Below are 23,107 nucleotides of genomic sequence, written 5' to 3' on the forward strand. Positions count from 1 at the left end.
TTGGGTAACTTTGTGGATCAGCAACCGAACCTTGTGTTAACTGAGATTGTTGTTCGTTTATTAGCGGAAAGCTCAGTGCCAGCGGCATTGACAATTGAGCAGTGCGCGCAGTCTTTGTCTATGAGTATGACTTCGTTTCGTCGCAAACTCGCACAAGAAGAAACCAGCTATAAACTAATCCAACAAAAATACCTTAATGAACTTTGCGTTAAGGCTTTGCTTACTGAGAAACCCAAGATTGAAGCTCTGGCAATATCACTTGGCTACTCTGAGCGCGCGACTTTCGAACGTGCTTTTCGACAAAAGTTTGGTATTACGCCATCAAGGTTTCGAGAGCTTTCGTTAAACCACGGGGCGCAGCGCCGCCAGAATTTAATTGCTATTGCCAACGACTTGCCACCAATGCCAGATAGCTGTGCTAAATTGCTCGCCGAAAGCGACAGTGGGGCGCTTGACTTGGCCTGCGCGGTTGCCATTATCGAAAAAGATCCTGTATTTTCCGGACGAGTTATCGGCCTTGCCAGCAAAGCCATTTATGGCAAAACGCCAGCAGACTTACGTGAGGCGATAGGAAGAAATTTAGGAATAACAACGGTGGTCAATCTTGCAGTTTTATACGCTGTCAAAGATGCGCTGCACCACCATGTAGACCCTATGATTATCGAACGTTATTGCCAAGCATTTGAGCTCGCTCCCAAGCTTATGCAACTAACACGCAAGCAAACAACTTCTGCGTGGTTCGCCGATCATGCGCTAGCTGAGCAAATGTTGGTATTTGGTTTGTTAGGTATCTTTTTGCTCGCGCATCAAAGTACAGAGCACCAGGCGTTAATCGTGCACTCGGTATTAGGTATTGATGAACTATCAACGCTTAATCATCACCTACAGCAAAGCTTGTCGTTAAGTTTATTTGGCGCGTCTTCGTTATTACTTTCCATTTGGCATTTAGATGCAGGAATCATTAAACAGCTTAATCAACTAGAACAAATTTGTTTGGGTAAAAGTAAAGCGAGCCATGAAAGTAAACTGATGATGTTATTGCTCAATTGTTTGTATCGCATCGCAACTGAACATCAGGGCGTTGATGATTTGTTTGAGAAAGCTGAGCTACTTGGTATTGAGGGTTTTGAAACGATATATCAAGAATTTATAAATCAAGGCAGTACTGCTTGATAACTAAGGCCTAAAAGGCAAGCAAGCTTAAAGCGAGAGGTCTAAAGAGGGAAAGTAAAAAGAAGAGGAAATAACTGAATACGTTTTATACATTAAACCGAGAGTGAACTTTCTTAATCAGCCAAATGTGGGGGCTGGCCTATGACCAAGAAAGTTCGAGAAATCGGTTAATACTGACAAGTAAATAAATTACTTATTCGCTTGTCTGCGTCTAAAGCCAAATAACGCTGCGCCGCCTAGCATAAGTGCAATAACAGGGGGCTCGCTAACTGCAACAAGCGAAACATTATCAATTAAACCGCCTAGTGTGTTTTGAGCACCCACCGAAGCAAAGCTTAATGCCATTTCTGTTGCCGTTGCTTTAAATTGCACAGTTTGCAACTGCCAGTTTGGAATCGCGCTGCGGCTGCCATCGGCAATATGTTTAGCTTGCAAACTCTGATCAAAATTAACATCCGCATCATGCCAATAAACATGAATAGCGTTATCGTTATCACGATTAGTTCTTGGCTTGTAATAAAACTCAAGCTGATAATTTTGACCAATCACTAAGGAATCGATGATTTGCGTCATTGCTGAATTTGAGGCGCCTCTGGTGTGCGAATCAAGCTCAACATGATATTGACCATCTTGTGAATTAGTTACAACATTCTTCTGTAGCTCAATGCCATTACCATAACTGGTTTGCCAACCGGGTAAATTATAAAACACATCCCAAGCCCTATTTCTCTGAGTGAAATCAGCAAGATTTGTATTGAATATTTGCCCCTGTGCTTTGCTACTGTCATCAAATAATAACTGCTCAAAGCTTCCGTTTGTGATTAATGATGCATTAGCTGCGAAGCTTGCACTTAGCAATGATGACGCAATTAGCATGCGCTTCAATAGAGTAGCCATTGTCTTACCTAATCCAACCTTAGTGTCTTCCTTTGCTGCTAAGTATAAATTTTCAGCTAAAGGCAAAATATGGCTAAACTGTCCAACTTGTTAAAAAATAGTAAATATAAGGGCGTATTGATCTTTCGAGATTGAATTTTGTTCAACCTAAACGCTTTATGATCGCGGCGCTCGCTTTGTCGCATAGTCATTCTCGGCTTTGTCTCCTGAGTCGCTCTACCTCCTGCATCCATGCAGTCGTATGTAAAAAGCGAGCAACAATGAGCAGGAAGCGTTTAGATGAACCCCCTCAACACAAAATAAAGGGGCAGCGTCTGTTTGAATTTTCTACTGTGTTGGCACTTATTTATGGAGAATAACTACACTACACAAGTGCAGCCTTGTATAAAACCCAGACAGACTGCTGCAAAAACAACCCTGAAAGGTCAACACGCCCTAATAGTTAAATGCAGAGAGCAACAAAAAATATGGGGAGTATTTAAACCTTTCTTAAATACACCGCATCTAAGGTGTATTAAACAAATGCACTGAACTCTGCGAGCGTCAGCTGCAAAACTCGAACTAGTAGCTCGAATAGTTAGCTCGAATCAGTGGCTTGAATAGTAAGAAAAGGAAAACATAATGAAAAAAATAGTTTCTATTACTGCGTTGACGGTGGCGCTTTTATCGGCAACGAATGCGGTTGCCGGATGGAACAATGATTATGAATATGTTGAGACTAAGCGCTTAACAATAGATGCATCAGCACTTGAGCACTTTGAAATAGACGCAGGTGCAGGCAGCCTTATTGTAATCGGTGATCAGGTGGATGATATCAATGTGTCTGCGGAGATTTACCAAGTAGACGCGGGTGAGGAATATTGTCTGTCGCTAGATTATGCAAATAGCGATAAACAACGCGCCCAACTCGCTGCGAATAATTGTCGCAGTGATACCCGTATAGATGTCACTGTTACTTTACCCGCACAGCTAGTTACCGAGATAAAAGACGGCTCAGGTCGTATGGTTATCGACAATGCAAGTGTGAGCAAGATAGAAGACGGTTCGGGCAGTATTAAAACAACAAACAATCACACCGCTTTAGCCATTGAGGATGGTTCAGGCTCTATTGATATAGAACTTATCGATGGCGACGTGCGCATTGACGACGGCTCCGGCAGTATCCATGTATCCGATGTGACAGGGCAAGTGACGGTCAGAGATGGCTCAGGCAGTATCAATGTTAGCAACGCCACGAGCTTTAATTTGCTAAGCGACGGCTCTGGCAGCGTTAATTTGTCTAACGTGAATGCAAAACGTATGTAGGTTGGATTGAAAGCATCGAATTTAATGGCAGGTGAGAGGTAAACTGCGCTAGTTTGCTTGAGCCTGCTTTTTCTTGGCCTTTTGTAGCGCCTTTTTTTGTAATTTTTCCTGTGACTTTTCTTGCGATTTTTTTTGTGACTTTTTTTGCGCTCTTTCTTGTGACTTTTCTTGGGCTTTAACGGCGTGCTTTGTGATCCATTTGGCGAGTTTAGGCATCAAGGGCACTGGAAAGTCATGCCCTAAGCCGTAAACAACTTTAAGTTTCGCTTTGGGGATATGTTTGGCGGTTTCTATTCCTGCACTCAATGGAATGACGGGATCCGCACTACCATGAATAACTAGCGTTGGCACTTTTATTTTCTGCGCGAGTTTACGGCGATCACCACTTGCGGTAATTGCCGCGAGTTGGCGCTTAAAGCCCCCGGGATTATAGCCTCTTTCAATATTCTTCTTTGCTTGTGCACGCAGCTCCTGCTCTTTGGCAGGGTACTTAGGGCTGCCAATTAAACGGTTCATTTTCATGTGATATTGGATCACTGCTTCACGAGCATTTGGTTGTGGTCTTTTGGCAAGTTTTAAAAAGACGCTCATATTGGTAGAAGAAATTTTCGGGCTCGAACTAGACGACATAATTGATGTTAAGCTTAACACTCGCTTTTTATGCTGCGCTGCTAAGATTTGTCCAATCATCCCGCCCATAGAGGCGCCCACTAAGTGCGCTTTCTTAATTTTTAAGGATGACATTAATGCCAAAACGTCACCCGCCATATCCTCTAGTAAATAGGGCACTTTTAAGCGAGAAGGGAAGCGAGTACTCAGCCAGCTTTTCACTAGGCTAGGATCGCCAAATTCATCAAGCTGACTAGATTGGCCAACATCACGATTGTCGAAACGGATAACCCGAAAACCTTTATCAACCAAGCCAAAGTACAATTCGTCTGGCCACACTGTCATTTGTGCGCCCAAACCCATGATCAAAATAATCACTGGCGCGGCTCTATCTCCTCTATCTTGATAACTTAGTTTGATGCCATGGCTGGTAATAACAGACTGCATTGATGATAAATCTATTCCCAAAATGAAAAGAACGAACCGCCATTAATCGCAATAAAATTAGATACCTTATTAATCTACGATACGTTGGCAGAACTATTTTGCAAATTGTGAATCTTAATTATGAAATCATCATGACAATTGGTTACACTGTATACAATTAACACAAAACAATGCACTCAATAATACTTTTATTCGCTTTTCTCTTGATGCTCTAAAGTTTAATTCAAACTAGCCAGCGCGAATAATCAAGCAGGAGTTGCATACGTTCAGTATCACAGCAGTATAGCGAAAGGATGCGATATGGATACATTATCAGCCTGGCAAGCAGCGGGCGAGCTGGTTAAATTAAATGGACAAAATATATTTGTTCGCCAAGGGGGATTAAAGCATGGGCAAGCATTGGTACTTATTCATGGTTACCCCAGTGCTAGTTGGGATTGGCAGCCTATTTGGAACAAACTAGGGCAGCACTTTCGCCTCATCACCCTAGACATGCTAGGTTTTGGTTTCTCCGACAAACCAATCGGTGTCGACTATCTTATTCGTGAGCAAGCGAGCTTGTTCACTAGCTTGTTAAAAAAACTTGATGTGACTGATTACCATATACTGGCTCATGACTATGGTGACACGGTTGCTCAAGAGTTGTTGGCTCGCCAACTTGAACCAATTGCCGACCCTAAAATTCTTAGTTGTTGCTTACTTAATGGTGGTTTGTTTCCTGAATCACATCGTCCTGTATTGTTGCAAAAACTATTGCTGTCGCCACTTGGCAGAGTTGTTACCTTATTCACCACTAAATCAGCGTTAAAACGCAATTTCCATAAAATCTTTGGGAAAAATACGCCACCAAGTGAAGAGGTGCTTGATGGCTTATGGCAATTGCTGATGCACAATAATGGCCGAAGAATAATGCCTAAGTTGATTCACTATATTGTTCAGCGCAAGCAAAATCGTGAGCGTTGGGTGGGCGCATTAACCAATGCTCAAGTTCCGCTTAAATATATTTGTGGCATGACTGACCCGATTTCAGGGGCACATATGGCTGCTAGATTTGGAGAGCTAATCGCTGACGCCGATGTGTGTGAGTTAAACGATATTGGGCACTATCCACAGTTAGAAGCGCCCAAACAAGTACTGGATGCCTTTTTTGATTTTCATCATGGGCAAGCTCCTCACGAAAAGCCTGCTTAACCTTCTTCAATGTGTTTGATTGATTAATTGGAGGAATAAAAACCTTCAGATGATTTTCAGCTAGAGATTTTATACAGGGGCAATGAATACTTGGGCATCGTTGTAAGCATTGTGGACGTCAATGGGGCTAAATTTGCTCAAGCCCCATATACACTTTATGACTAGCAGCTAACTATAGTTGCTAGGCCAACTCGGTTTTAAAAAGGGTTGGCCGTTCTGCAAAGTTTGTTAGGTTTGGAAATACGGTCGCAAGCTCTGCTTCACTAAGGCCCAGCCAAGCGCCGAAATTAGCGACATACTGCTCAACTGAGGTTGTTGGAATCAATCGCCCACTACCAGCATCAAACTGATGATTGAAACTCGCTGGCGGTATATCACCAAACACATGACCACCGTTTACTGCACCACCAACAACAAAATGATGTGCTCCCCAGCCATGATCGGTGCCATCACCATTAACAGCTAGCGTTCTACCAAAATCAGACGCGGTGAACAAAGTAACTTTGTCTGCTAGATTTAACGCTGAAATATTTTGATAAAAGCCAAGTATTGCGTCATCTAGCATTTGTTGAAGTTGAGGTAGGCTTTGTGCTTGACCTGAATGGGTATCAAATCCTCCGATGGCAACCATAAAGAGCTGGCGCTTGCTTTGCAGCTGACTGCGAGCATTAATGGTTTTTGCAACTGTACCAAGCTGACGCCCCAATCTCGTATTTGGCATCGTAAGATTACTACTGCTAGTGGAGTTTAGTGCTTGGTTGTAAAGCTTATTGGCTTGGTATGCTTGATTTATTTTTCCAGCCAAGTCTCGCTGAATTATTGCGCCGTGATTAGCGTTTTGACCACTAAAGTGTGAAAGCAATTGAGCCTGCAGAGCACCGTCAGTTTCATCGAGTATATCTAGGCTAACGGCACTATCACCTTGCACGTGAAATGGCGTCGTTTGTTCTCCTGTGAGCAGTAACTCCGTTTCCGAAGTTGTAATCGCTGAGAAGGTGTTCACAGACTGTTGACCTGACTGAATAAGCGCATCATTTAATTGACCAGCCCAACCTAATTGTGCTCCCTCAGTAGCACCCGACATCCACGTCGACTGCTGATCATTATGAGAAAACAAACGGGCTGGCAACCGAGCTGTATCGTTATTGAAACTTGTTGCTGACGTTGCTTCAACTAAAGGACCAACATTGCCAACAACCGCCATATGACCCTGTTGATACAATTGTTGTAATCCTTTCATTTCTGGCGGCAAAGCAAAAGTACGCTCACCAAAGCGACTTGCCGAGCTAGCAATAGGTAGCAGGTTCTCTCTTGTTCTAGGTGTTTTATAGTTGTTTAGCATAGATGAACGAATTTGTGACCACTGGCTATAACCTTCAGTGTCATAGGGGATGATGGTGTCATGATTATCCATACCGCCATACAGAAACACGCACACTAGCGCTTTGTAGTCTTCTTCAGCAGCTTGCGCATTTCGGCTGTTTAGCAGTGTGCCTAGACCAGCCATTGAAGCCGTCATTGCTGCGCTAGCAGATAGGGAGCTTGCTTTTAAAAAGTTACGTCTGTTCATTTTGAAATTCCTTACTGCGTCACGTTACTGTTGGTATAGATAATCGGTTGAGGTCATTACCATCAGAATTGCAATATGTACAATGTCGATATCATCGTAGTCACTATCTTTCATGGTATCTATCGTACTGATAATGTGCTGACGAGTGTCTGTGGATAAACTGCCGGCAGCAAGCAAAGTATCCAAGTGATTTAGTAGTGCGGCAGCATCAGTTGCTAGCGCGAGTTCAGCTTCATAGGTAACGCGAAAGCTATTTCGAATTTCATCTTCGCTTACTTGCCTACCTAGCTCCGCTAATTCAGCGACAATTTCTTCAAAGTCAGCATCTTGCTGCTGGCTGGTAATAAAATAAGTTATAAAGTTGATATAGCCTGGGATAGAGCTGGCATTGGTAATTTGCAATTCCGGTGATACCAGCCCCTGGCTGGCAGATTCGCTGCCTGGGGCTTTATAACCAGGTCGGAAAAAGTTAAATACTGAGGGTGAACGATAAGGGTGTTGCGCTAAGGCGCTACTTGCACTGGTATCCCATAGCAACAATTGGTATTGAGGAGTAATATTTTTGACATTAAATGCTCGTGCCCAATGGGTAAAGCGCAATATTGGTTCTCTGATTTTTCCACTGGTAGAGGAGGGCGTTGCACGTGCTTCTGAGTAAAATAAAATGGCAGCCAATGTTGCTTGTAAATCACCGCGCTGACCAGCACCAATTACAACTCCGTCTGGCAGTTGATAGCTGCCGGTATTAAATGCACTGGCTACGTGCTCAACATATGCTGGCGTTGGATTTGAACTCACTAAGCGTTGAATTAATTGCTTACTGACAAAAGGAGCTAGGTTAGGGTGAGCGAAAATATGATCTAACGCTAAATCAATAGACGATTGCAGCGCTGTATTAGCAGGAATCGTATAGCCTAAAAATGACTTTTCTTTGCTTGAATGCGACTCGGCATACCCTTGCATAGGGGCACTAAATGCTCGACCAATAGATTCTTCCACTAGCGTTTCGTTTAAGTTAAGCCCAGTGAAAACTCGTGCTAATCCGGTAATGTCTTGATTGGTGTAGGTTTCAATAGGTTGTTCGTTATCGTCTAATTTAACGGTGCCATCTAGATTTAATTCAACAACGCCCAGGGTAAAAAGCTGAATTAGCTCGCGTGCATAGTTTTCATCAGGCATTCGCCCAGTTGCTTCATCCCCTTTTTCACTGCCCAAGTAGGTTAAGTAGTATCCCATGGCAGGAGAATAAGTTACCGCTTCTAATAGCTCTCGGTAATTACCAAACGCCTGTTGAATAAGAATATCTTGGTAGCTAGCAACAGCTTCTGGCACATCGGTAAGCACTTCTCCGCCGCCATTTGATACAACTAAAATTTCCGAAAGGGCAAAAGCCATACGCTGGCGCAATTGATCGGCTGCCATAATACTATTTTGCCAAAAGCCAAAGCTCGTCGCTTCTATGTAAAATAGATTAAAGTCATCTTCTTCGTCTTCTGGGCGGTAGCTTTCTACTGTTGGTAGCACTAAAGATGGTGTAAGGCTTATTTGTTGTTTAAACCATTCAGAGGCACTTGTGTTAACAAGTTGTGTCAGTTGTTCGGGCGTTGCACCAAATGTTGCTTGCCCTAGAAAACGTGCCGTGCTGTTGGTGCTCGAAAAAACATCATCAGCAGTGTTTGCGCTGACTACAGTGGTGTCTGAATCACTGCCTGTTGACGGCTCTGAACCAGAATTGGCGCTATTGTCTCCAGAAGCGTCACTGTCATTGCTATTATCTGGCTGTGTTGTGGGAGGAGTGTTGATTGAGCTATTGATGCCACTAATATCACTTTCATCACCTGCATTCTCGCTGCCCGAAGAACCACCACAGCCGGCAATAGTCATTGCGATGCTTAGCATCACCGCGATGCCAGTTTTTTGCCCAATGTAGATAATTCTTTGTCTCATTCTACTACTCCTTTACCGTAAGGCGTTTAACACAAAGTTTCAAATCCAGTGTAGGACTTTTTATTGAGCAAGTGTTATACAAAGCAACGATTGCAAGCATACAAATTTGTATGCTTGGTGGAGTAAGAACGAGAAATCCCCATACGGCACAGAATTTATGTGGCAATCAAAAATTGGGCTTTTATCGATTTAATTTATGTGCGGATAACTAGGAGCGGATAGCAATTGTTTTTGGCATTATCGGCGCGTAATCTGCTGAAATAGCAGCTATTGAGTCAATTGCTATTAGTGCGAGATAGGAATAACAATATTAAATACTGCGCCAGTTACTCCAGCTTGTTTAGGCAGTATGCTAATTGGCGCATCGTGCAGATTAACAATAGCTTTAACAATGCTGAGCCCTAGGCCATTACCAGGCTTATTTCGGCTAATATCGCCACGATAGAAGCGACTGAAAACACGTTCTTGATCACTCGCGCTAATACCTGGCCCTGAATCTCCTACTTGCAACAATACGCCTGAGGTATGGTGTTGTAATCTAATCCAAACTTTGGCGTTTACTTCACTGTATTCAAGTGCATTTTCCAGTAAATTGTTCAGCATTTGATTTAACAAGTCTTTGTCACCAGAGCAATAAACATCATCAACGACAGAGATGTCGAGCGTACGACCTGAATCAGAAAACAAGGGGTCATAGTTTTCTGCCATTTCTTGAATGAGTGTGGATAAATTTAATCGGCTAAAACTCTGTTTGCGCTGGCCAGATTCAATCTCACTTAAACGAACAATACTGGTAAACGTCGAAATAACAACATTAACTTGTTCGATGCATCGCTCCAAATGCTCGGCGGTCATACGAGGGTCATCGATGTCTTGCTGCATTAACTGCAAGCGGTTAGCGACTCGCGATAGAGGAGTTTTTAAATCGTGTGCAATGCCGACTGACATAGTTTCAATGTCTTGATGCATTGCGGACATTTTTGCAATCAGCTGATTAATGCTAAAACGAACGTGACTGATAGGCTCTAACGCTATTTTGCTTGCCGAACTTTTACCCATAGTTAACGGAGCCAGTTTTGAGGCCGTGATTAGCTGTTCAAGTTCTGTCGTTAATTGCAAAGTCGTTCTTATTTGTCGCTTTGCGATGAAAAAACCGAATAGGCTAAAAAGCAACGGAATGGTTAGCCATAACCATAGAGCAAAGTGCGTAAACTCATGCCAAGCTTCTTCAGTTATCCATGAAGTGACACGGGATAAGCCGACTTGGAATTGTTCTCCGACGGCAAAGTGGTGGCTGATGATGTCAACAGTTTCTTCTTCTAGTTCGAAACTCAGTTGTTGCCAAGGTGTGTTAAAGTCACTCCCGAGCGTAGCACCTGCGATTAGCTGACCGCGTTTATTGAGGACAGAGAATACCAGTTCATTTTCGCTGAAGTGTTCGCGAGTATCCTCAATGTTCCAAGGATGCAGTCGTTCAAGGCCAAACTCTTCACGCACACCCATGGCGCCGTCTTCGTGGTAAATATCTAAAATTTCTTGTTTAAATTCAAGTAACTCTTCTTTGAGCATTTGTTGCTCGTGCTCAACAAACCACAACGCACGAATACCCAGCGCAAGGGTTAAGACAAGTGCAGCAAGTACGCCGAATACAAGCGCGTAAAGAAATAGGGGGCTACGCAAAAATGTTAGTTGTTCATTGTACTTTGTCATTCGCCATCTATGCTTGTGTTAATTGTGCTTGAGTTTATTGGTAAAGGTTTTTTAACTTGCACTAAGTTAGTGGTCATCACTAATTAAATAACCGCTGCCACGTACTGTTTTTATCAGATCATATGCAAAAGGTTTATCCAGTTTCGTGCGTAATCGACTAACATGGGTTTGCACTATGCTAGTTTTGGGATCAAAACTAAATCCCCACACATTTTCTAGTAGCATCGTTTTTGTGATTAACTGGTTCGTATTGAGGAGCAGATATTCCAGAATTTGATATTCTCGTGGCAGCAATGTGATTGATTGTCCGGCACGAGTCACTTTTCTCGTTGTGCGATCAACAATTAAATCACCAAGTCGCAACTGCTGATTAACCGGCTGCAATGGTTGTCGCCGAGCTAGTGCTTTTAGTCTGGCGTGTAACTCACTAAAGGCAAAAGGTTTAACTAGGTAGTCGTCGGCACCCGCTTCAAGCCCTGCGACTCGTTCGTTTGTTTCTGCTAATGCGGTTAACACAATAATGGGAGTGAGTAATTTGCTTTGTCGTAACACGCGAATTGCATCTACGCCATCCATATCGGGTAGTAATCGATCAAAGATGATGACGTCAAAATCTGCCGTTGTCGCTGAAATAATGCCGCCTTTACCTGTGGTTTCATGATGTGTAAATTCGCCCGACTGACTTAAGCCTCGTACGATAAAGTCGGCTGTGTCAATATCATCTTCGACAAGTAATACTCTCATTATTCAAGCTTTTATAACTTAATGCTGAACAACATAGTAACGCAATTAGCGACGAGAGATTAATACAATTTTGTATGGTTTAGGCGTTGGTGTATTTGAGGGATAAAAAGACTGTTCATCATTTATCAAAATGATGTTACTAGGCTAATAAAGAGTGTCAATTAGCAGAAGCTAGTAAAAAAGTACGCAGCTTAGCTGCTACATTAGTTGACCTGAGATTATTATCGTTTACCTTGCACACTTAAGTTTTTGTAACTATATCACGATGCTGGTAACGTACTTAACTAACTGTTTTCTATTTCGCTGTATATTTATAAAGACTTTTGTTGTTTTGTTTGTCATTGGTAAAATAAATTACAGGTGATATTTTGTGATAATATTGCAAAAATATTGTTGAGTTTTTTCGATAGATAAATTATTGTTACAACATAACAACTTTGAAGGGTTGTTATGTTTGAAGTTTTGTTGTTTTTATAAACAGCTAGTTTGAAGATGCAGTGCTTTCATCATTTATTGATTTTAGTACTTAGGCGAACTCCAAGTGGGTTCGCCTTTTTTATGCCTGATTCAACATTAAGTTGAAGGTACTATTACTCACGCTAGTGCACAGGTGCATCAATAATAATTAGCTCGGCATCTGAATGTGCTTCAATGACGATTTGCTGCTGGCGAGTTACCTCAGCGCCATCACCTTTTGCCAAGGTAATGCGATTGTTGCCGTCAATAATATCGACACTGCCGGATGACGCGAGAATATAGGCTTGGTGAGTAATTTCATGTTCAAGCTGAGTACCTTTGGCAAGCTTGCCACCAAATATTCTGGCTTCTTGGTGAATAAATAACGCCTTGTCTTTGTCTTCTTTAAAGCCAGAAACAAGCAAAGGTAAACTATCGCTGTTCGCCTTTTGCGACAAGCGCTTGCTGTCCCAGCGTGGCTTAACATTATGTTGATTTGGCTCGATCCAGATTTGATAAAGGGTCAGTGGCTCTTTACTCAAATTGTATTCTGAATGCACAATACCTGTGCCAGCGCTCATCACTTGTACTTCACCGGCTGGTGTTACGCCTTTATTGCCAACACTGTCTTGATGGGTGATGGCACCAGAGCGAATAAAGCTAATAATTTCCATATTCTTGTGTGGGTGAGGGGGAAACCCCGTTCCTGCTGCAACCCAGTCGTCATTAATCACACGTAAAGTGCCAAAGCCCATACGTTTTGGGTTGTAATAATGAGCAAAACTAAAGTGATGATTAGCTTTTAACCAGCCGTGATCTGCTTTGCCAAGCTGCTGATAGGGAATATGTTTAATCATAGGAACTCCTCTTAACTGCTTTATGCACGATTGCACTATTCGCTACTGCTTTGCGCATTCAACTGCGTACGATCATGTGGAGCATCAAAATCCAGCACAGGGCCAACAGGGACCACTAGTGTTGGGTTAATGGTGCGATGGCTGGCATAGTAGTGCACTTTAATATGGTCAAAATCCACTGTGCTGGCGACATTCGCTACTTGATAAAGCTCGCGCACATAGTTGCTGATATGGTGAAACTCGCTGAGTTTATTGCGGTTACACTTAAAGTGGCCGTGATACACGGCATCAAAGCGGATCAGTGTGGTAAATAGGCGCCAATCGGCTTCGGTTAAGCTATCGCCGACCAAATAGCGATTACTGGCTAAGTGCTGTTCGAGCCAGTCTAGTTTTTCAAATAGCTGAAAAAAGGCTTCTTCATAAGCCGCTTGAGTGGTAGCAAAACCGGCGCGATAAACCCCATTATTGATTGCGTCATAGATCTCGTCATTTATCTCATCGATGCGAGATTGCAGCGTATCTGGGTAATAATTATTCTGGTTTCCGGTCAGCGAATTAAAGGCGGTATTAAAGATACGGATAATTTCGCTCGACTCGTTGTTAACTATGGTCTGCGTTTTTTTATCCCACAGCACAGGCACGGTCACGCGGCCTTCATAATCAGGTGCGGCTTTTAAATACACTTGATAAAGGTAGTCAAAGTTGTGCAAGGGATCAGCCGTTTGACTGCCTTGTTCACCAAATTCCCAGCCGTTTTCTAGCATTTCTGCTTCGACGACACTGACACTGATAATATCTTGCAAGCCTTTTAATTCGCGAAAAATCAGGGTGCGATGTGCCCATGGACACGCCAGTGAGACATAGAGGTGATAACGTCCTGCTTCTGGTTGATAAAGTGCATCAGGTGCATCACTAATTTGGTGGCGAAAGCGGCTTTCTTGACGCTCAAACGAGCCTTTGCTGTTTTTTGTATCGTACCATTTGTCTTGCCATTTACCATTTACTAATAAGCCCATGATCTTGCTCCTGCTGTTAATTCTGTTTGGTATTAATACGCGCCTTGGTGATAAAAGGTAGCCAATTGGCGCGCTTTCTATTGATAATTACAATTAATAGTTCAGTGCTGGTATAACTACTTAATGCGACTTGCTACTAAGTTATCTAGCGCGAAGCGGCCAGCACCTTGAAAAACCAATGCGACACTGATGGCCAATAATGACAAACCAAATTCGTAACCGTTGTTGCTCATAAATAAGCCGTTTTGAATGTGTACACTGAAAATAGCCACCACCATAGTAAACGCTAGTGCTAATGCAGCAGGGCGAGTTAATAAGCCGACAATGAGTAGCAGGCCGCCAAAGAATTCCGCGCTACCTGCCATTAGCGCCATTAAGTAGCCCGGTGCTAAGCCGATTGATTCCATCCATTGACCAGTGCCATCAAGGCCATAACCACCAAACCAAGCGAAAAGCTTTTGTGCACCATGGGCCGCAAAGATAATGCCGGCGATTAGGCGAAGTGGTAGTGTTGAAATATTTTGCTCTGATGTGAATAAGTTTTTGATTGTTGCTGTGTTCATTAGTTAATCCTCAGTATTCGTTTAATGTCTTTTAGTTGCTCGTTAAGGAGTGTTTTACATCTGCTCTCCTTAAGCGTTGAGGGTATTCTACGAGCTTAAATTGGATGGAATAACCGGCATTATTTGACTAATATGTTCAAAAAATTTGAATGATTGGGTGTCGCCTAATCAATGGAGTAAAAATGTATAAAAGCCCGATCACCTTAGAAGCTTTACTAGTGCTAGATGCTATCGATAATCGTGGCAGCTTTGCAGCCGCGGCAGAGCAGCTAAACAAAGTGCCATCGGCGCTGTCTTATATCGTTCAAAAGCTTGAAGAACAGCTGTCCATTACCTTGTTTGTCCGTCAAGGCCGCCGCTCTGTGCTGACGCCCGCAGGCCGACATTTGCTGGCAGAGGGGCGAAAAGTGCTTGGCGCCGTCAGTAAAATTAGCGAGCAGGCACAAACCATCGCACATGGCTGGGAGCCGAAAATTCGTATCGGTATCGACTCTATTTTAGATTGCCAGCCGCTGATGAATACCTTGGCTGGCTTTTTGGCTGACTACCCCAATATTGAGGTCGATATTAGCGAGCATGTAATGAATGGCACATGGGAAGCCTTACAAGAAGATAAGGTGGATTTAGTGATTGGTGCGCCTTCACCTGTGCCAAATCATCAAGGTATTCGAACATTTTCACTGGGGAGCTTATCGCAAGTGTTAGTGGCAGCACCAAATCATCCTATTGCGCGTTTATCTCAGCCGGTTAGTACCACGGATATTGAAGATTTTCGTACAGTAATTGTGCATGATTCTGCCCGTAATGCGATTCCGTGGACCAGTAATGTAATTGAGCAGAGCCAACATTTTTACGTTACCAGCGTTCATCAAAAAATCGCTGCCATTAAAGCGGGTCTCGGCGTTGGCTTTTTACCACAAGCCAGAATTGCCGAGTTAGTCAGCCAGAAAGCATTAGTGATTATTCCCTCAGAAAATGCGCCTGTTGAGGCTGATTGTTATTTAGCATGGAAAGTCGTCAACAAAGGTAAGGGGCTACAGGCACTTACAAGCAGGATTATTGAATCAAATAGTTAGTAGTGTTCGAGCTTCAAATGTTTGCTTTGGTGCTGTTGCTCGCGTCATCAAGCTCTCATATTGGCAGCTAGCGCACGCTAAATTCAATCGCTATTAGATTGGGTTCTGAACACACATTCTCTGGGTCCTATTATTCGCTGTTATCTTCATTCTACAGGCTCGGTTACAGCAATCATTCACTAGTTTTGTGCGCCTTTCTTAAATAATTGTAAATTTTGCGAATCATGATTTACAATTATTTATCAACGACTTAGCAAGATGAAAATAAGTAAATAATGATTGCAAGGTGAATTTTTTTCATTTATATCTATCGAGCGCTCAACATTAGAACCTTAGCTCTAAATGTTAGGGCGTGTTGAACTTTCGAGATTGAATTTTGTTCAATCTAAACGCTTTCTGATCGCGGCGCTCGCTTTGTCGCATAGTCGTTCTATGCAAAACGCGAGCAACAATGAGCAGGAAGCGTTTAGATGAACCCCCTCAACACAAAATAAAGGGGCAGCGTCTGTTTGAATTTTCTACTGTGTTGGCATTTATTTATGGAGAGTAACTACACTGCACAAATGCCGCCTTGTATAAAAGTCAAACAGACTGCTGCAAAACCAACTCTGAAAGATCAACACGCCCTAGAATCAACACAATAAAAACAATAACAAGTCGATAGCGTATTGACTTTTCAGGGGGGAATTCCACTCGTTATCTGAAAGGTGTTAGTTAGTAACCTTTGAAGGAAGAAGTAAAACATGTATAAAAAAGCCAAGTTGCCTGCGCTGATCAGCGCGGTCTTAGGGACATTGGCCTCTCCAGTGTATGCACAGCAAAACGACAGCGACGAAGTTGAAAAAATCGTTGTAACCGCCACCAAACGTGCTGCCAGTATTAAAGAAGTACCATTCTCTGTTAACGCGCAAACCCAAGCGGATATTGAACGTGCTGGTGCGACTAACCTCGAAGAGCTCTCTCGTAATGTTGCGGGTCTTACTATTCAAAACTTAGGGCCAGGGCAAAGCCAAGTGGCGCTTCGTGGTGTCTCTGCCGGTCAGATTGTTCGTGACCAACCCGGTGTAAAAGAGCAGGTCGGGGTTTACCTTGATGAAAGCGTGATTTCTTTATCACTATTTACCCCTGATATTGATTTATATGATTTAAACCGCGTTGAAACCCTGCGTGGCCCGCAAGGTACGCTATTTGGCTCAGGCTCAATTGGCGGTACCGTACGTTACATTACCAACCAGCCAGAGTTAGATACTTTTGAAGGCTCATTTGAAGGTAATGTTAATAAACTAACAGACGGTGAAGCTGGCGGTCACCTTAAAGGTATGATCAATGTGCCGCTTGTGGATGATACTTTAGCGCTTCGCGCCGTTGCCTATTCAACCGAATATGCAGGTTTTATTGATGCTTTCACACCTGATGGCAAAGACGATGATGTGAACAGTGGTAATCGCACCGGTGGTCGTATCGCACTAAAATGGCAGCCGTTAGATAACCTGACGATCACACCACGGGTGATTTTCCAAAGCATTGAAACCGATGGCTTTAATCGTCAGGAAGCATTTAACCTTTATGCTAACCCGTTTACCACAACACGCACTGCAATTGATTTTAGCGAGCGTGAGCAGTTTTTATTACTAGATGAAAGCTTTGAAGACGATACCACGATTGTTGATTTAACCGCCGAGTTGAATTTAGATACCTTTGATGCGACCTTTGTTTATAGCTACACAGATCGCGAAATTTTAGTCAGTCGCGATGCCAGTGCGCTAACCGGTAGCATCAGTATTGATTTAGGCTTTCCTGAAGAAGCTTTTGTTTTACCGTCAAACTTACAAGATCGCACGGATATCGAGCAAGATACCTTTGAGTTAAGATTCAGCTCAAACACCGACAGCGCGTTTCAGTGGTTAGTTGGTGCATTTTATTCAGACACTCAACGAGAATACGGCCAGTTTTTACCAACGCCAGGTTACGATGCCTTTACTGACCAAGCACTAGGTGCAGGCGTTGCTGCGGCGACAGCCAATGGTTTCCCAAGTGATTCACCTTACAATGCCGTATTGCCTTATGATTTAGAGCAAGTGGCTGTTTTTGCGGAAATTAACTACGATGTCAGCGATCGCTTAGTACTAACTGCAGGCACTCGTTTCTACGATTATGAAGAAACTCGACGCTTTACTACAGGTGGTGTGTTCTCTAATGGTGATGATCAAGTTGACTCAACCGAGTCAGACGGTTTCACGTCAAGGCTAATTGCAAACTACACCTTAAACGAAACGGTAAACCTGAACGCGCAAATCTCACAAGGTTTCCGTTTAGGTGGTGTTAACGACCCACTTAACCGCAGCTTGTGTGATCCGCAAGATTTAGCCGTGTTTGGTGACTTCCAGTCTTATGACGACGAAGAGCTAGTCAACTATGAAGTTGGCGCGAAAGCACAAACGCAAAAGTGGAGCGCTAATGTTGCTGTGTTCTATACCGACATTGATAACCTACAAGTTACCTTAGATGCGGGCTCATGTTCATCACGTATTTCATTTAACGTACCTGAAGCGCATACCGCAGGTGTTGAATTTGAAGTGACACGCCAAGCAACCGAGCAGCTATATCTAACCCTTTCTGGCTCAGTATTAGAGGCGGAATTTGACTCGACGGTACTTAACTCCGCGGGTGAAGTATTAGGTGGGGTGCAAGACGGTAACCGTTTAGCATCAGTGCCTGAGGTGCAATTCTCAATTGCGGGTACTTATGACTTAGCCAAGCCACTGTTTGGCTCTGAATACACTTATGTTTCTGCGTCATTGCAATACGTTGGTGATAGAATTACTCAGCCGAGTGACCAGGTAGCAGGTGCCGGTAATTTTGTGTCTGGCCTAGCATTTGGCGGGGCAACAGGTACTGAAGTGACTGAGTTAGACATTGAGCTTGATGATTACCAAGTGCTAAATGTTAGCTCTGGCTTAATCTATGAAGACTGGGAATTAGTGGCTTACATTAACAACCTAACCGATGAAAATGCTAATTTAGCACTTGATCGTGAGCGTGGTGGCCGCGCTCGTTTAGGGTTTAGCACTAATCAGCCGCGTACTTTTGGCGTAACCTTTAGAAAATCGTTTTAACCTAAAGTCGCTTTAAATGCGAAAAAAGGGAGCGAGTAAGTCGCTCCCTTTTTTTGTTAACGCAGTAATTTTCATTGCTTAAATCATTGAATCTGCTTTCTAGGTAGAAGAGAAAGCATTCAACTACTCGTTTCTTCATCATCAACCGTTTACCTCTGCCTGCAATTTGTTTAACGTTGCACTAATTTTTATAAAGAACATCTAATCAGAGAATTCTTATGTCACAACTAATTAACGCGCAAAGCACGGGCATTCCATTATACGTGCTGACTATTGATGCATATGATGCATGGCTGGCTAAACAAACCGCAGCAACGCAAGCTTGGCTTGCAACTACAGGCTATCAGGGCAAAGGTGCAGCTACAATTCCAAATGAGTTGGGTAGCTTAGCGGCCGCCGTTATGGTGGTTAATGATGCCAGCGAATACTTTGCTTGTGGCGATTTGGTCAATAAGCTACCTGCCGGTCAGTACTTATTGGAAACGGATGAAGCCAATAAATCAGCGGTTGCCTTTGGTTGGTGTGTGGGTGGCTATCGTTTCGACCGCTACCTTACCAATGATAAAAATGCGAAAACATTGCCTGTCTTAGCTGTTGGTGAGCAGGCATTAGTGGATGACGCAATTAAGCTAAGTGAAGCCACTGCTTTAGTGCGTGACTTAGTCAATACGCCAGCAGCCGATATGATGCCGCAGCATTTAGCGCAAACGTGTCAGGCGTTAGCAGAAGAATTTGGTGCCAGCTTTAGTGAAGTTGTTGGTGACGAGTTATTGACAGAGAACTACCCAACCATTCATGCGGTTGGTCGCGCTAGTTGTCATGCACCGCGCCTATTAGATTTACGTTGGGGCAACAGTGATGCACCGAAAGTGACCTTAGTGGGTAAAGGTGTATGTTTCGATAGTGGCGGTTTAGACGTAAAACCAGCCTCAGGTATGCGCTTAATGAAGAAAGACATGGGGGGCGCAGCTCATGTCCTCGGCTTAGCGCGGATGATCATGGCATTTGGTTTAAACGTGCAATTGCGGGTGATGATCCCCGCAGTTGAAAATGCTATTGCTGGTAATGCCTTTCGACCGGGCGATGTGATCACCACCCGCACTGGCTTAAATGTAGAGATTGATAATACCGATGCGGAAGGGCGTTTAGTGTTATGTGACGCATTAGCCGATGCAGCAGATGAAAAGCCTGAACTTATTATCGACTTTGCCACCTTAACAGGTGCGATGCGTGTCGCCTTAGGTACTGAGTTACCAGGCTTTTTTGCGACAAACGATGAAACGGCAAACGGTATTAGCCAAGCAGGTGAAGGCGTGCAAGACCCAGTATGGCGTATGCCGTTGCACCAAGCTTATCGCGATATGCTAAAAAGTGATATTGCCGATATGACCAACTGTGCCAATGGCCCATTTGGCGGCGCGATTACCGCAGCGCTTTATCTTCAAGAGTTTTTACCGAAAGAGACTGACTGGTGTCACTTTGATGTGATGGCCTACAACGTTCGTGCCTTGCCGGGCCGACCAAAAGGTGGTGAAGCCTTTGGTATTCGCGCGGTATTTAGTTACTTACAATCACGTTTTAGTTAATTTTAGTTTAGCTGTTAGCTAAGTAAAAATCGTAAGAAAAAGCAGCAAGTTATAAAGCGATAGGCTAACATAAGCCTGTCGCTTTTTTTATCTATCCAACAATTTTAATTGGTATCAAGGAACTAGGCCATGCCACTTTCACAAGGCTCTAAGCCACTAACGGTGATTGCTCATATTTATGCCCAGCCTGATCATATTGAGCTGGTGAAATCTGAGTTGAAGAAATTGATCAAACCAACATTGGCGGAAGACGGCTGTCTACGCTACGACTTACATCAAGACAATGAGAACGCCGCGCACTTTATGTTCTATGAAACATGGCAAGATAGAACAAGTTGGCAAGCACATATGGAGGCTGAAGCGTTGCAAGCTTATTTAAAAGCAGTGGAAGGGGCGGTCGCTTCATTTACTATTGCAGAAATGACGCAAGTAGTGATCTAAGGTTGCCTGTCGCACTTATTTAAACTTTTGGCTTTAACCAGTCGATTTTTAAACACTTAATTTGGATTAATATGACTAAATCGATTCTGATCACCGGCTGTTCGTCCGGTATTGGCTTACATGCGGCATTAACGCTAGATGCTCGTGGCTATCAAGTATTTGCGGCCGTGCGTAACTCTGAAGATATAGAGGTGTTACAAGCAAAAGGGCTCAACGCCTTCCATCTTGATTATACCGATACAGACTCGATATCTAGCACTTTGGCGGCGATTTTAGCGATTACTGGTGGCACGCTAGATTATGTGTTTAATAACGGCGCATTCGGTCAACCGGGGGCATTAGAAGATTTACCAACCGATGCATTAAAAGCGCAATTTGATGCCAACGTTTTTGGTTGGCATGAACTGACCAAACAAGTTTTACCAATAATGCGCGCGCAGGGGCATGGCCGTATTATTCAATGTAGCTCAGTGCTTGGTTTTGTTTCGATGCCTTATCGCGGCGCTTACAACGCGTCAAAATATGCACTGGAAGGGCTAACCGATACATTACGCCTTGAGCTACTAGATACTGATATTAAAGTGATATTGATTGAGCCGGGGCCTATTAATACCGCATTTCGTGCGAACGCGCTAAAAGCCTTTAAGGCCAATATTGATATTGAAAACAGCATTCACCGTGCTAGCTATGAACAGCAGCTAGAGCGTTTGGCGGCAGAAGAGTCGAATGCAAAATTTGCTTTAGAACCGATTGCCGTGACTAAAGCATTGATTCATTCGCTAGAAAGTCAGCGCCCGAAAGTTCGTTATCGCGTCACTTTCCCAACCTATTTGTTTGCTTACCTCAAGCGCCTGCTGCCAACACGCTGGCTAGATAGCATTTTGTCTAAAGGCTAAAGGCTAAAAGTGATTGGCAAATGCTTTGCCTTCATGCCTTTTAGCTTGGTTGTGTGATTCTGTTGTTTGAGCGAAATTATTGGCCTGCTGGGGTACAGCAATTTTATCTGCACTTGCCCAAAAATCGCTGGAAATTTTATTAATCGCATTAGACTCAGCATTAATTAGTATCGCAAATCCCACACCTAAGTCAGGCGAGTAGCCAATATCGGCGCGAAATCCTTCAACCCAGCCGGAATGGTAAATAATCGGGTAATCATCAAATTGATAAACGCGCCAGCCATAACCATAGTGGGCATCTTTAAGGTGTGAGCGCCAGTGGCGTCGCTTCAAGTCTTTGCGAGTGCGAATACGTGGCGTGGTCAAATCCGCCAACAATGCCGGTGAAAGCACTTCTGGTTTGTGGCCTAGGTTGGCAATTAACCAGTTAGCCAAATCGGTGATACTGGCATTTACGCCAGCGGCAGGCTCAACTTTGTAGTAATCAGGTGAAACATAAACTTCACGCCACACATAACGCCTGATGGCATTACCTTGTTTGTCTTTTTTACCGGTTTTAATACGTTTGCGTAAAATATGAGGCTTCGCGGTGTTGCTGTTATTGCGATACACCCCAATACCAACGCTGGCATTGGCCATGTTTAGCGGCTTAAACACTTTTTCTTCGAGCAGCTCGGCATAGCTCTTTTCTTGGCTAGCTTCGATGGCCGGTTGCAAAAATCCATAGGCAATATTCTGATAGCCATAACACTTTTCTGGCTCACATATGGGATCAAGGCGATTAAAACGGCCTATCACCTTGTCCATGCTCCACTTTTCATGGAGTAGGTTATCGTAAGTATTTGGCATTAAGCCGCTGGTATGGCTGAGAATGTGTTTGAGCTTTATCTTTTCTGCTTTCCCCGTAGTTTTTAATTGAAAATGGGGAACGTATTTTGTGATCGGGTCGTTCAGCGATAGCTTTTGTTCATGTGCCAACATGGTGGTGAGTGTTGCCGCAAAAGGTTTCGACACTGACGCTAATCGAAACACCGTACTGTAATTCACTTTTTGGCTTTTTTCTTTGTTGATATGACCAAAGGTTTCAATTGCTGCGATACGGTCGCCGCGGACAATGGCATAAGCACCGCCGGGAATACTGTATTTATCGAGCGTATGCCTAACTTTTCTTGCTAATGTGTTGTTAAAGCTAGTAATTGACTGCGTTTGTACTCGTTGCTTTGAACTTGCCTCGTTTGCTTGAGCATAGCCATTTACCATCAAGCCTAGCGATAGCGCGCCTAGCCATTGTATTAGGCTTTTTGGGTTAACACCTGAAAGCTTAACAATAGGGCGACGACAAGATAAGTGAATTAAAGACAACAAACGAAACTCAGCGAATGATTAACAAAGCCGCTCATTCTAACGGCAAGTCAACAAAATAAAAAGTTACACATTAGAATGTCTTTGCTGTGGTCAATTTATTTTACAATTTCAGCCATTGAAAAAATAATGAGCCCCCCTTATA

Annotated in this window: 18 protein-coding genes; 8 read left to right on the plus strand and 10 right to left on the minus strand. The window is 43.4% G+C overall.

Features of this window, described 5'->3' with window-relative positions; all coding sequences use genetic code 11:
* Positions 1–12 precede the first annotated feature (12 nt).
* Positions 13–1,173, plus strand: a complete 1,161-nt coding sequence (locus ACSLUR_RS04995) for a helix-turn-helix domain-containing protein (RefSeq protein WP_448552359.1) — start codon at positions 13–15, stop codon at positions 1,171–1,173.
* Between the two features lie 189 nt (positions 1,174–1,362).
* Here the strand turns inward: ACSLUR_RS04995 and ACSLUR_RS05000 are convergent, their stop codons facing one another.
* A complete protein-coding gene (locus ACSLUR_RS05000; RefSeq protein ID WP_448552361.1) occupies positions 1,363–2,070 on the minus strand; it encodes a PEP-CTERM sorting domain-containing protein in 708 nt (235 codons plus the stop codon).
* Positions 2,071–2,691: 621 nt separating this feature from the next.
* Here ACSLUR_RS05000 and ACSLUR_RS05005 point away from each other — a divergent pair.
* Positions 2,692–3,375, plus strand: a complete 684-nt coding sequence (locus ACSLUR_RS05005; RefSeq protein WP_448552363.1) for a DUF4097 family beta strand repeat-containing protein — start codon at positions 2,692–2,694, stop codon at positions 3,373–3,375.
* Between the two features lie 48 nt (positions 3,376–3,423).
* On the opposite strand, the gene ACSLUR_RS05010 is transcribed toward ACSLUR_RS05005, so the two are convergent.
* On the minus strand, positions 3,424–4,431 hold the full coding sequence (locus tag ACSLUR_RS05010; RefSeq protein ID WP_448552365.1) for an alpha/beta fold hydrolase: 1,008 nt from the start codon (positions 4,429–4,431) through the stop codon (positions 3,424–3,426).
* Between the two features lie 300 nt (positions 4,432–4,731).
* Here ACSLUR_RS05010 and ACSLUR_RS05015 point away from each other — a divergent pair, with 300 nt between their 5' ends.
* Positions 4,732–5,622: an alpha/beta fold hydrolase gene (locus ACSLUR_RS05015; RefSeq protein ID WP_448552367.1), complete on the plus strand. Its 891-nt coding sequence runs from the start codon at positions 4,732–4,734 to the stop codon at positions 5,620–5,622.
* Positions 5,623–5,803: 181 nt separating this feature from the next.
* On the opposite strand, the gene ACSLUR_RS05020 is transcribed toward ACSLUR_RS05015, so the two are convergent.
* The 7 genes from ACSLUR_RS05020 to ACSLUR_RS05050 all read right to left on the minus strand — a co-directional run bounded on the left by ACSLUR_RS05020 (position 5,804) and on the right by ACSLUR_RS05050 (position 14,485).
* Complete coding sequence (locus ACSLUR_RS05020; RefSeq protein WP_448552369.1) at positions 5,804–7,192, minus strand: DUF1501 domain-containing protein; 1,389 nt, start codon at positions 7,190–7,192, stop codon at positions 5,804–5,806.
* 24 nt (positions 7,193–7,216) lie between these two features.
* Entirely contained in the window at positions 7,217–9,139 is a 1,923-nt protein-coding gene (locus tag ACSLUR_RS05025) for a DUF1800 domain-containing protein (protein ID WP_448552371.1), read from the minus strand.
* 285 nt (positions 9,140–9,424) lie between these two features.
* The gene (locus ACSLUR_RS05030) at positions 9,425–10,849 is read right to left on the minus strand and encodes a sensor histidine kinase (protein WP_448552373.1); all 1,425 of its coding nucleotides are present in this window, start codon (positions 10,847–10,849) and stop codon (positions 9,425–9,427) included.
* Between the two features lie 66 nt (positions 10,850–10,915).
* A complete protein-coding gene (locus ACSLUR_RS05035) occupies positions 10,916–11,593 on the minus strand; it encodes a response regulator transcription factor (protein WP_448552375.1) in 678 nt (225 codons plus the stop codon).
* Positions 11,594–12,192: 599 nt separating this feature from the next.
* Positions 12,193–12,906: a pirin family protein gene (locus ACSLUR_RS05040; RefSeq protein ID WP_448552377.1), complete on the minus strand. Its 714-nt coding sequence runs from the start codon at positions 12,904–12,906 to the stop codon at positions 12,193–12,195.
* Between the two features lie 35 nt (positions 12,907–12,941).
* Positions 12,942–13,922, minus strand: coding sequence for a glutathione S-transferase family protein (locus ACSLUR_RS05045; protein ID WP_448552379.1), 981 nt, complete (start codon positions 13,920–13,922; stop codon positions 12,942–12,944).
* Positions 13,923–14,038: 116 nt separating this feature from the next.
* A complete protein-coding gene (locus ACSLUR_RS05050) occupies positions 14,039–14,485 on the minus strand; it encodes a DoxX family protein (protein WP_448552381.1) in 447 nt (148 codons plus the stop codon).
* A 182-nt stretch (positions 14,486–14,667) separates the two neighbouring features.
* Here ACSLUR_RS05050 and ACSLUR_RS05055 point away from each other — a divergent pair, with 182 nt between their 5' ends.
* From ACSLUR_RS05055 to ACSLUR_RS05075, 5 genes are all read left to right on the plus strand, one after another.
* Entirely contained in the window at positions 14,668–15,561 is an 894-nt protein-coding gene (locus ACSLUR_RS05055) for a LysR substrate-binding domain-containing protein (RefSeq protein ID WP_448552383.1), read from the plus strand.
* Between the two features lie 743 nt (positions 15,562–16,304).
* Entirely contained in the window at positions 16,305–18,677 is a 2,373-nt protein-coding gene (locus ACSLUR_RS05060; RefSeq protein WP_448552385.1) for a TonB-dependent receptor, read from the plus strand.
* Positions 18,678–18,895: 218 nt separating this feature from the next.
* On the plus strand, positions 18,896–20,263 hold the full coding sequence (locus ACSLUR_RS05065) for a leucyl aminopeptidase family protein (protein WP_448552387.1): 1,368 nt from the start codon (positions 18,896–18,898) through the stop codon (positions 20,261–20,263).
* A gap of 129 nt (positions 20,264–20,392) precedes the next feature.
* Positions 20,393–20,704, plus strand: coding sequence for a putative quinol monooxygenase (locus tag ACSLUR_RS05070; protein ID WP_448552389.1), 312 nt, complete (start codon positions 20,393–20,395; stop codon positions 20,702–20,704).
* 71 nt (positions 20,705–20,775) lie between these two features.
* Positions 20,776–21,600: an SDR family oxidoreductase gene (locus ACSLUR_RS05075; RefSeq protein ID WP_448552391.1), complete on the plus strand. Its 825-nt coding sequence runs from the start codon at positions 20,776–20,778 to the stop codon at positions 21,598–21,600.
* A gap of 3 nt (positions 21,601–21,603) precedes the next feature.
* Here the strand turns inward: ACSLUR_RS05075 and ACSLUR_RS05080 are convergent, their stop codons facing one another.
* Positions 21,604–22,962: a serine hydrolase domain-containing protein gene (locus tag ACSLUR_RS05080; protein WP_448552393.1), complete on the minus strand. Its 1,359-nt coding sequence runs from the start codon at positions 22,960–22,962 to the stop codon at positions 21,604–21,606.
* Between the last annotated feature and the right edge of the window lie 145 nt (positions 22,963–23,107).

The organism is Thalassotalea montiporae (genome assembly GCF_053485855.1).